Annotated in this window: 13 protein-coding genes; 10 read left to right on the top strand and 3 right to left on the bottom strand. The window is 57.7% G+C overall.

Features of this window, described 5'->3' with window-relative positions:
• Nucleotides 1-89 precede the first annotated feature (89 nt).
• From dgcN to ACEQWH_RS03975, 3 genes are all read left to right on the top strand, one after another.
• Nucleotides 90-1,091 (top strand): N-acetyltransferase DgcN, encoded by a 1,002-nt coding sequence (gene dgcN, locus ACEQWH_RS03985; protein WP_370228421.1) that lies wholly within the window; start codon nt 90-92, stop codon nt 1,089-1,091.
• 86 nt (nt 1,092-1,177) lie between these two features.
• Nucleotides 1,178-2,143, top strand: coding sequence for an N-acetyl-D-Glu racemase DgcA (dgcA, locus tag ACEQWH_RS03980; RefSeq protein WP_370228420.1), 966 nt, complete (start codon nt 1,178-1,180; stop codon nt 2,141-2,143).
• A 17-nt stretch (nt 2,144-2,160) separates the two neighbouring features.
• Entirely contained in the window at nt 2,161-3,024 is an 864-nt protein-coding gene (locus ACEQWH_RS03975; protein WP_370228419.1) for a D-amino-acid transaminase, read from the top strand.
• A gap of 52 nt (nt 3,025-3,076) precedes the next feature.
• Here the strand turns inward: ACEQWH_RS03975 and ACEQWH_RS03970 are convergent, their stop codons facing one another.
• Genes ACEQWH_RS03970 through ACEQWH_RS03960 form a run of 3 tightly spaced genes read right to left on the bottom strand, consistent with a single transcriptional unit; the run spans nt 3,077 to nt 5,146 of the window.
• Complete coding sequence (locus ACEQWH_RS03970) at nt 3,077-4,066, bottom strand: aldose epimerase family protein (protein WP_370228418.1); 990 nt, start codon at nt 4,064-4,066, stop codon at nt 3,077-3,079.
• Nucleotides 4,059-4,373, bottom strand: a complete 315-nt coding sequence (locus ACEQWH_RS03965; protein WP_370228417.1) for a DUF1244 domain-containing protein — start codon at nt 4,371-4,373, stop codon at nt 4,059-4,061. Before ACEQWH_RS03965 ends, ACEQWH_RS03970 begins: the two co-directional genes overlap by 8 nt.
• Before the next feature lie 23 nt (nt 4,374-4,396).
• Entirely contained in the window at nt 4,397-5,146 is a 750-nt protein-coding gene (locus ACEQWH_RS03960) for an N-formylglutamate amidohydrolase (RefSeq protein ID WP_370228416.1), read from the bottom strand.
• Nucleotides 5,147-5,267: 121 nt separating this feature from the next.
• Between ACEQWH_RS03960 and pyk the strand changes: the two genes are divergently transcribed.
• The 7 genes from pyk to ACEQWH_RS03925 all read left to right on the top strand — a co-directional run.
• Nucleotides 5,268-6,713 (top strand): pyruvate kinase, encoded by a 1,446-nt coding sequence (gene pyk / locus ACEQWH_RS03955; protein ID WP_370228415.1) that lies wholly within the window; start codon nt 5,268-5,270, stop codon nt 6,711-6,713.
• Between the two features lie 31 nt (nt 6,714-6,744).
• Complete coding sequence (locus ACEQWH_RS03950) at nt 6,745-6,969, top strand: hypothetical protein (RefSeq protein WP_370228414.1); 225 nt, start codon at nt 6,745-6,747, stop codon at nt 6,967-6,969.
• A 115-nt stretch (nt 6,970-7,084) separates the two neighbouring features.
• On the top strand, nt 7,085-7,285 hold the full coding sequence (gene rpmI, locus ACEQWH_RS03945; protein ID WP_209357451.1) for a 50S ribosomal protein L35: 201 nt from the start codon (nt 7,085-7,087) through the stop codon (nt 7,283-7,285).
• Between the two features lie 12 nt (nt 7,286-7,297).
• On the top strand, nt 7,298-7,663 hold the full coding sequence (gene rplT, locus ACEQWH_RS03940) for a 50S ribosomal protein L20 (RefSeq protein WP_370228413.1): 366 nt from the start codon (nt 7,298-7,300) through the stop codon (nt 7,661-7,663).
• 138 nt (nt 7,664-7,801) lie between these two features.
• Nucleotides 7,802-8,689: a fatty acid desaturase gene (locus tag ACEQWH_RS03935; protein ID WP_370228412.1), complete on the top strand. Its 888-nt coding sequence runs from the start codon at nt 7,802-7,804 to the stop codon at nt 8,687-8,689.
• A 192-nt stretch (nt 8,690-8,881) separates the two neighbouring features.
• Nucleotides 8,882-9,232 carry a YciI family protein gene (locus tag ACEQWH_RS03930; protein ID WP_370228411.1) on the top strand — a complete coding sequence of 117 codons (351 nt, stop codon included), beginning with the start codon at nt 8,882-8,884 and terminating at the stop codon, nt 9,230-9,232.
• Nucleotides 9,233-9,238: 6 nt separating this feature from the next.
• Nucleotides 9,239-10,404 (top strand): RNA polymerase sigma factor (locus ACEQWH_RS03925; protein ID WP_370228410.1); only part of this gene is annotated, 1,166 nt, incomplete at its 3' end.

Genomic DNA, 10,404 nt, shown 5'->3' with positions numbered 1-10,404 from the left:
GTGGCAGAGTTCTAAGCGCAAATTAAGAGGATTTTGCGTGGCTTTTCGGGAATCCTTGCCTGACTCAAAACACCTTCCGAGGCTTCGCTATGATTAAGACACCTTATCTTCTGTTCCTGGGCGACGCGCCTGACATGCTTGCTGCAAAAGTTGCGATTGGTATTCGCGATTGGCGTCCGGAAAATGCGGTTGGACAAATCAGCCTTGAAGGCTGTGGCGCCGACCTTGGTCTGACAGAAATGACCCTGGACGAAGGCCTGGCCGCTGGCGCGAAAACGCTGGTTCTGGGCGTGGCCAATCGTGGCGGTGTGATTTCTCAGAAATGGAAAGACGTTCTGATTTCCGCGCTGGAAAAGGGTTATGATCTGGCATCTGGCCTGCACAACCTGCTGCGCGATGAGGCTGACCTCGTGGCCGCCGCCGAAGCCAATGGCCGCATGTTGCACGACGTGCGCGTGCCGACCGTTGACTATCCGATCGCAACTGGTGTGAAGCGCAGCGGCAAACGCTGTCTCGCCGTTGGCACCGATTGTTCCGTTGGTAAAATGTACACCGCAATGGCGATGGATGCAGAGATGCAGAAACGCGGTCTGAAATCCACATTCCGCGCCACAGGTCAGACCGGTATCCTGATCACCGGTGGCGGTGTTCCACTGGACGCTGTGATTGCAGACTTTATGGCGGGTTCGGTTGAATATCTGACCCCAGACAATGATGACGACCATTGGGACATGATCGAGGGGCAGGGTTCTTTGTTCCACGTGTCCTACTCTGGTGTGACCATGGCCTTGGTGCATGGCGGTCAGCCAGATGCGCTGATCCTGTGTCACGAGCCAACCCGCGATCACATGCGTGGTTTGCCAGGGTACAAGCTGAAATCCCTTTCCGAGCTGCGTGATGTTGCACTGACTTTGGCGCGCGTTGCGAATGCTGATGCGCAGGTCGTTGGCATTTCGATCAACACTCAGCACCTGAACGACGAAGACGCTCTGGCCTATTGTGCCAAGGTCGAAGACGAGATGGGCTTGCCGACAGTCGATCCATATCGCCATGGCGCCGGCCGTCTGGTGGACGCTCTCGCAGCGATCTGATTTAACTTCGCTGGTGAGGCACTTTGCGCAGGCAGGGTGCCTCCGGCGGGAGTATTTTTGACAAGATGAAAGCGGGGAGCAACGCTTTGGAAATTTCCGTAGCTCGGGACGTCTTTAAGCTGGCGCAGGTGTTTCGCATTGCACGTGGGGCCCGCACCGAGGCGCAGGTTCTGACCGTTAAGGTCACAAAGGATGGTGTGACAGGCTGGGGCGAATGTGTGCCTTATGCGCGTTATGACGAAACCCTTGAGTCTGTGACCGCCGAGATCGAAGGGCTGCCTGCGGAGTTTACCCGTGGCGAGCTGCAAGATCTGCTGCCCGCGGGTGCTGCGCGCAACGCCGTTGATTGTGCGTTGTGGGATCTGGAAGCCAAGACCGCTGGGAAACCTGTTTGGGAATTGGCAGGTCTGCCTGCACCCAAGCCTGAAATCACCGCATATACCCTGTCGCTGGATGAGCCAGAGGCCATGGAGGCGCAGGCGCGCGAGAATGCGCACCGTCCGTTGCTGAAGATCAAGCTGGGCACGCCTGACGACATGCCGCGCCTTGAAGCGGTGCGTCGCGGCGCACCGGATGCCACCATCATTGTGGATGCCAACGAGGGCTGGACAGCCGAGGCCTATGCCGAGCTTGCGCCGCATCTGGTGCGACTGGGCGTGGCGCTGGTAGAGCAGCCTGTACCGGCGGGCGACGACGACGCGCTGATCGGGATGGACCGCCCTGTGCCTGTCTGTGCCGACGAGAGCTGCCATGACCGCACAAGCCTGCCCAAACTGGCGGGCAAATATGACGTTGTGAACATCAAGCTCGACAAAACCGGCGGGCTGACCGAGGCGCTGAAGCTGCGTGATGCGGCGTTGGCTGAGGGCTATGATGTGATGGTGGGCTGTATGGTTGGCTCGTCCCTTGCGATGGCGCCTGCTGTGCTGGTTGCGCAGGGTGCGCGCGTAACAGACCTTGACGGTCCGCTGCTTCTGGCCGAAGACCGGACCGAAGCCTTGAAATTTGATGACTCTGGGGTGCATCCGTCGACAGCGGCGCTCTGGGGCTAGACCGAACGGAGACTAAAATGACCCGCACCGTGTTTGTAAATGGCGAGTATGTGCCAGAAACCGAAGCCAAGATTTCGATCTTTGATCGTGGATTTTTGATGGCGGACGCGGTCTATGAGGTCACGTCGGTTCTGGGCGGCAAGCTGGTGGATTTCGAAGGCCACGCGGTGCGTCTGGAACGCTCTTTGAAAGAGCTGGACATGAGCGCGCCCTGCACCAAGGACGAACTGCTTGAGATCCACCGTAAGCTGGTTGAGATCAACGAGATCGATGAAGGCCTTGTCTATCTGCAGGTCACGCGTGGCTCGGACGGCGATCGGGATTTTGTGTTCCCGGATCCCGAAACCACGGCGCCGTCGCTGGTTTTGTTCACCCAAAACAAGCCAAGTCTGGCCAACAACCCCACGGCGCAAAAAGGCGTTAAGGTGATTTCGATTGATGACATCCGCTGGGGACGCCGGGACATCAAGACCGTGCAGCTTTTGTACCCGTCCATGGGCAAAATGATGGCCAAAGCCGCCGGTGCGGATGACGCGTGGATGATCGAGGACGGCTATGTCACCGAAGGCACGTCCAACAACGCTTATTACGTCAAAGACGGTAAGATCGTGACCCGCCCGCTGTCCAACGACATTCTGCACGGGATCACCCGCGCTGCGGTTCTGCGTTTGGCGGAAGAGGCGCAGATGCAGGTTGAAGAGCGTCTGTTCACCATCGATGAGGCGAAAGAGGCGGACGAAGCCTTTACCACTTCTGCCTCGGCCTTTGTGATGCCGGTTGTCGAGATCGACGGCGTGGCACTTGGCGACGGCACGCCTGGCGCATTGGCAAAGCGTCTGCGCGAGATTTACTTGGAAGAGGCGCGCGCGAAAGCGATCTGATCCAGTTTGCCAGTGAAAACCCCAAGGGGGCTCTGATTTAGGGCGCCTTTTTCTATGTGAACCGGACCTGACTGTGGTTGAGATAGGTCTCGCCCGGTCGCAGGACGGCGGATGGGAAACTCGGGTGGTTGGGTGCATCTGGCCAGATCTGCGGCTCAAAGGCGATGCCGCAATAGGGGCCGTAGGGTGCGCCCAGAAGCCCTGCGTCCTCGGTTTGCATCTGCGGAGCGTTGTAGACCTGAAGCCCGGGTTGATTGGACCACACCTCAAGGCTGCGACCCGATGTGGTGCTGTTTAGCGTCGCATTGCGCTGCAATGTCGTGCCGTCGGCGTCAAAGCAGAAGCACACATCCAAGGGGGTGCTGTTGGCGGCGCGCGGGGTGCGGAAATCCATGTGCTCCTCAGCCGTTTCGACATGCCCCAAAGGAATACCAGCCGTCCCCACGGGGACATAAAGCTGCGATGGGATCTGCAGCATCTGGTTTTCTATGGCCGCGCTGCCGTCCAGATTGAAATAGCTGTGAGGGGCCAGATTGCACAGTGTTGGCTTGTCGCTGTGGCCCGTGATCTGGATGTCGAGCGTTGCATTGGGCAGAAGTGTGTACTGGCACTGAAGGTGCAAAGCGCCGGGGAACCCCATGTGACCATCGGGCAATGTCAGGCTGAGGGACAGGACATCCGCTTGGTGGTCTTCAACCTGCCAGATCTGGCTTGAGCATCCGTCTGATCCGCCATGAAGGTGGTTGTCGCCATCATTTTGGTCGAGCTGTACCGTGTGGCCATCAAGGTCAAAACGGCCACCGCGAATGCGATTGGCGTATCGTCCGACAATTGCGCCCAGATATCCGGGATTTGTCGCATAGGTCTGAATGTCGCGATAACCAAGAACCAAAGGCGGCGCGTGCCCCTCAAGGCGCAGATCCCGAAGGGTTGCGCCCAGTGTCAGGATCTTCGCGCTCAGCCCATGGGCCGCAAGGGTCAGCTCTTGCACCTTGCGACCGTCATCCAGAATGACCGTTGTCTGGCCGTGCGCGTCAGCCATCCTTACCGACGTTTTCAGCAAAGCTTTGTTGAAACTCGGCTTGCTGCGCAGGGCTTGCGTCGGTTTGATAGTTGGCTTTCCACTCGTCCATGGTCATGCCGTAGAAAATCTCGCGCGCTTCCATTTTGTCCATCTCGATGCCACGGGCGTTTGCGGCTTCTTGGTACCAGCGGCTTAGGCAGTTGCGGCAAAAGCCTGCCAGATTCATCATGTCGATGTTCTGCACGTCGGTGCGTTGCTCCATCAGGTGCGCGCGCAGGGTGCGAAAGGCTGCGGCTTCTAGTTCGATGCGGGTTTGGTCGTCCATGTCTGGCTCCGTTTTAGCTGTGTTCACAGGCCGCTTTCGGCCAGCGCGTCGGTTAAGACAGGCGCGAGGCGGTTTGCCCAGTCGCGCTGTCCTGTTTCCTCTGAGATAAGATCCTGCCGGACCTCGATCAAGCAGTTCACACGCCCTGGCGTGACGGCATGGCGATCCACGGCGTCGCCGGGCAGGTGACCGAAATAGGGCTCGTTGTCGCCCACAGTCAGGTCATGTTCTTGGGCCAGACGTTTGATCACATGCGGCCCGAAATTACGCTTGTCATAACCATCGGCGTGTAAGATCGCGACCTCCCAAGGGCGCGGTGGGCGGCCCTTTAGCTGCGGCGAAAAGCTGTGCATCGCCACCACGATAGGATCTTCGCGTTCGGCCAGAACCTGTGTGACGGCGTCATGATAGGGGCGATAATAGGCAGCGATGCGCCGCGCTTCTTCAGCGTCGTCAATCTCGCCGTTTGCCGGAATTATTGTGCCGTCATAGAGGCGCATGATCAGCGTCGGGTCGATCTCGCCCCGATTGGGGTCAATCACCAAGCGCGAAAAATTCGAGCAAATTACCGGTGCGTCCAGCAAGTCACCCAAATGCAGCGCTACGCCTTTGGCGCCGATGTCATATGCGATGTGGCGGTTCATGTCGGCATCGTCTAAACCCAGATCACCGCCGTTGATGTCTTGCGGAACTGTATTCGCTGCGTGGTCGACCGTGATAACCCAGCGCGACGGTCGGTCAGCGCCGGTAATGTAGAATGGCTGATATGTCATGAGGCTGTAGCTTCCTTCCGCTAGCTGTCTAGGCGCGGTTCAGCCAAAATGGAATTGCGTATTGGCGCATTGCGATATAGTTAGCGGTAACATTTGGCCGCTGCAAGATAAGAGAGCAGGTATGAGACGTTTAAGAAATGTAAAGATTGTTGCCACTTTGGGTCCAGCATCAAGCACCTATGAATCGATCAAAGCCCTGCATGAAGCTGGTGCGGATGTGTTCCGCCTGAACATGAGCCACGGGTCGCACGACGAGATCGCCGAGCGTCACAAAATCATCCGTCAGATCGAAGACGAGCTTTCCAGCCCGATCGCCATTCTGGCAGACCTTCAAGGCCCGAAACTGCGCGTTGGCACCTTTGCCAATGACGCCGAGGATCTGGTCGAAGGCGCGAAGTTCCGCCTGGATCTGGACGAAGCTCCCGGCGACATCAATCGCGTGTGCCTGCCTCACAAAGAGATCTTTGCGGCCCTGAAACCTGGTGCGAACCTTCTGGTCAACGACGGCAAGATCCGTTTGCAGGTCGAAGACTGCGGCGACGATTATGCCAATTGCGTTGTGACCACCGGTGGCACGATCTCTAACCGCAAGGGTGTGAACGTGCCTGATGTGGTGCTGCCTCTGGCGGCGCTATCGGCCAAGGATAAGAAAGACCTCGAGTTTGTTTGTGAACTGGGCGTCGACTGGCTTGCGCTTTCCTTTGTACAGCGTCCGGCAGATGTTCTTGAGGCGCGTGAAATGGTGCGCGGGCGAGCGTCTGTTCTGTCCAAGATCGAAAAGCCTGCTGCGGTTCAGGACTTTGATGCCATCTTGGATGTGTCTGACGGGATCATGGTTGCCCGCGGAGACCTTGGCGTTGAGCTGCCAGTACAAAACGTACCGCCCATTCAGAAACGCTTGATCCGTCGCTGCCGCCGCGATGCAAAGCCGGTGATCGTTGCGACGCAGATGCTGGAGAGCATGATCGAAAGCCCGATGCCGACACGGGCCGAGGTCTCGGACGTTGCGACGGCGATCTATGAGGGTGCGGATGCGATCATGCTCAGCGCAGAATCCGCCGCAGGTGAGTACCCCATCGAAGCGGTTACGACGATGAACAACGTCGCCATCGAAGTTGAAAGCGATGACACCTATCGTGAGATCATTGAAGCCAGCCGTCACGTGAAAGGCGAAAGCGTTGCGGACGCGATCGTTGCTGCGGCCCGCGAGATTGCGGAAACCACTGAAATCAGTGCGATTTGTTGCTTCTCTCAATCTGGTACGACCGCGTTGAAAGTGGCGCGTGAACGTCCTCGGGTTCCAATTGTTGCGATGACCAGCCGTCGTGGTACTGCGCGCCGTCTTGCGCTGACATGGGGCACGACCACCGTGATCACCGAAGAGTTCAACCGGTTCAAATCGTCGGTTCTGGCCTCGGTTGGGGCTGTCAAACGGATGGGGCTTGCAACCGAGAAGGATCAGGTTGTTGTGACCGCCGGTGTTCCGTTCAACATTCCGGGCACAACCAACATTCTGCGGGTTGCACCTTGCGATGAGCGTTTGATTTACGCCAGCGAACCGGAATAGTCTCGGAAGGACACAAACCTTCGGAGTACGAATGACCCCAGATCTGTTCCTGACACTTGGCTTGTGTCTCGCAGTTTTGACCATTCCTATGTATCTTTCGGCCTTGGCGGACAGCCGCTCGCCAAGGCTTTCTCTGCTGTCGGCCATTCTGGCGATTGGCTGCATCGCCTATGCCATGTCGGCCAAGCCCAGCGGCTATACGCTGCAAGAGGTGCCTGCGGTCGTGATTGATGTGCTCGCAGGCCTCGTAAAATAAGCGAAAAACCCCTTGCCCCTGACAGATTCGCCGCGTATACGGCGCCTCTATCGCGTGGCCGGCTGGATGGCATGCCGAGTCGCGTCTGTACCGACGACTTAAGAAGGAGACGGAAATGCCTAAGATGAAGACCAAATCGAGCGCCAAGAAGCGCTTTAAGATGACGGCAAGCGGCAAGGTCAAGGCTGGCCAGGCTGGTAAGCGTCACGGAATGATCAAGCGCACCACGAAGTTTATTCGTGATGCACGCGGCACCACCACCCTGTGTGAGGCCGACAGCAAGATCGTCAAAAAATACATGCCGTACGCACGCTAAGGAGCCTGAGATATGTCCCGCGTTAAAGGTGGTACCGTAACCCACGCCCGTCACAAGAAAATCGTCAAAGCGGCAAAAGGCTATTATGGCCGTCGCAAGAATACCTTTAAGGTCGCGTCCCAAGCGGTCGATAAGGCAAACCAATACGCAACTCGCGACCGTAAGAATCGTAAGCGTAATTTCCGCGCGCTGTGGATCCAACGGATCAACGCAGCTGTGCGTGCGCATGACGAAGCTCTGACATATTCCAAATTCATCAACGGCCTGAATCTGGCTGGTATCGAAGTAGACCGTAAGGTTCTGGCGGACCTCGCAGTTCACGAACCAGACGCGTTTGCTGCGATCGTTGATCAAGCGAAAGGCGCTCTGGCCGCTTAAGAGCTGCTGGATCCCAAAGAATTTGAACGCCGCGTGGATCCCACGCGGCGTTTTTCGTTTGGCGCAGGGCAATCCCGTGGTTAGGTGTTCAGACGCTCGGAGGCTGTGCATGTGCACCCGAGCCACCGGAGGCGCCGCGTGCATCACAAAGACTTTGTTTCAAATCTTGGCTCAAACGATCTGATAGAGCTGCAACGCCGCGACACAGGCGCCGGACTTCGTCATTTGCTTGGACATGCGGCCGTCATCCTTGGCCTTGCCGCCTTTGTTTGGCTGAAGCTGCCGCTGTGGCCTTTGGCAATGCTGCCGCTTGGGATTGCGCTGGTATTTCTCTTTACGCTGGAACATGAGGCGACCCATAAGACCCCGTTTCGCGCTGAGTGGCTTAACGAAGCGGTCGGTCACGTGGCGGGTGCGCTCATTTTGCAGCCGTTTCTGTGGTTTCGATATTTCCACATGGCGCACCACCGGTTCACCAATATTCCCGACAAGGATCCGGAACTTTTGGCAGGGCACAAGCCCGACAGCAAGGCGGCCTATGTCTGGCACGTCAGTGGTATGCCCTATTGGATCGGCATGGTGAAACAGCTTGTGGGCAATGCACTTGGCCGTGACCCCGGCGATTTCGTGCCGCGCGGCGCGCGCAAAAAGGTGATGCGCGAGGCGCAAATTCTGGTGGGGTTTTACGTTGCAGCGGCCGCGAGCATTTTTGTCTCGGATGTCTTGATCTGGATCTGGGGCGTGCCGCTGTTGCTGGGGATGCCGTTTCTGCGCCTGTATCTGTTGGCGGAACACGGGCGCTGCGCTTTTGTGTCCAACATGTTTGAAAACACACGCACGACCTATACCAACCGCATCGTTCGCTTCTTTGCGTGGAATATGCCGTATCATGCGGAGCATCACACACTGCCAAACGTGCCGTTTCACCGCTTGCCAGAGGTGCACACGCGGATGCAGGGGCATCTTTGCGAGACGTCTGACGGCTATATCGCCTTTACCTCAGAAAGCCTGAGAGCACTGAAATAGAACGCAAAGAACCAGGCAAAAAATTTTTTTGCGAAGATTGTCGATTTCCGGCTTCGTCAAACGTCTGGTACACAGAAAGGCAACAAAACCTTTCCTAAGTCGGATGTGCCGAGGCCAAAACGCGGCTGTGGCATATGCAGAGTTTAACCCGTGCGTCGCCCCAGAGTTCGCGACATTTGAAAGGAACACAACATGCAGTTCATGTGCTTGATCTATAACGCAGAAGACAACGGCCCCCAGCCCGGCACCGAGGAGTTCGGCCCCTATATGCAGGGCTATATGGACTTCACCGAAGAGGTTCGCGAGGCGGGCAAATTGGTTGGCGGCGAGGCGCTTCAGTCGGTGGCGACCGCGACGACGGTGTCTGTACGGAATGGGAAAACAGAATTCGTAGATGGCCCGTTCGCTGAAACCAAAGAGCAGCTGGGTGGATACTATATTCTGGATTGCAAAGATCTTGATGAGGCGCTGCATTATGCAGCCAAGATCCCGGACTCTGCCTATGGCCGTGTCGAAGTGCGGCCTGTGATGATTTTTGACTGATCCCAAATGCTGCCCCCGGTCCAGACACAGGCCTTGATCACGCGGCTCATCCGCGAGGACTGGGGGCGTCTTTTGTCTTCTCTTGTCGCGACTACGGGCGATTTTGCCTTGGCCGAAGACAGCCTTCAGGATGCCGTTGTAACGGCTCTTGAGGTCTGGCCAAAGCAGGGCGCACCCAAAAACCCTGACGCGTGGCTGATTACGGTTGCGCGTCGCAAGGCGCTGGACCGCCTTCGGCGCAGCTCTGTTGCGGATCGCAAGTCGGCGGATCTGGCGATGTGGTTGTCGCAGCACCAGTCAGACCCAGAGGACCGGGACATGACAATCCCAGACCATCGGTTGGAAATGATTTACTCCTGTTGTCACCCTGCGCTGGAAGAGAAATCGCAGGTGGCCCTGACCCTGCGTGCGTTGGGTGGGCTAAGTACCGAAGAGATCGCGCGATCTTTTCTGGACAAACCGGCGTCCATGGCCGCGCGCCTCACACGGGCCAAGAAAAAGCTGAGCGCTGGTGGAGTCGGGTTCAAATTACCCGAGGCGCAGGACATCGATGCCCGCACCGAGGCCGTTCTGCGCGTGGTCTATTTGATTTTCACCGAAGGGTGTCACGCCACGAACGGCGAGATGATGCGCGAAGCGCTTGTGCAAGAGGCGATCCGGCTGGGCCGTATTCTGGTGGCGTTGTTGCCCGATCATGCCGAAGCCAAGGGGCTGTTGGCCTTGATGCTGCTGTCTGACAGTCGCCGCCTGACACGCCGCGGCGAGGACGGGCAGTTTGTGCCGCTGGAATCTCAGAATCGCGCGCGCTGGAACCGGGCGCGGATCACCGAGGGCATTGCTTTGACCGAGGCGGCTTTGACGCAAGGCCCCGCCGGTCGTTATGGCATGCAAGCTGCGATTAGTGCTGTACATGCGCAGGCCCCCGCGTTTTCTCAGACGGACTGGCCGCAGATCGTCGCGCTCTATGACGTTTTGTACCAACGATTTCCAAATCCGGTTCTGCGGGTCAATCAGGCGGTTGCCCTGTCCTATGCCGAAAGCCCCGAGGCAGGTCTGCGCCTTTTGTCATCAGTGCAGGACGCGGGAAAACTGGATCGCTATCAGCCCTTTCATGCCTGCCGCGCAGATCTGTTGGCGCGTCTGGGGCGTCATCGCGAGGCGGCCGAAAGTTA

It is taken from the genome of Cognatishimia sp., assembly GCF_964229375.1.
Classification (GTDB): domain Bacteria; phylum Pseudomonadota; class Alphaproteobacteria; order Rhodobacterales; family Rhodobacteraceae; genus Cognatishimia.
This window is presented reverse-complemented; position numbering and strand designations above follow the sequence as displayed.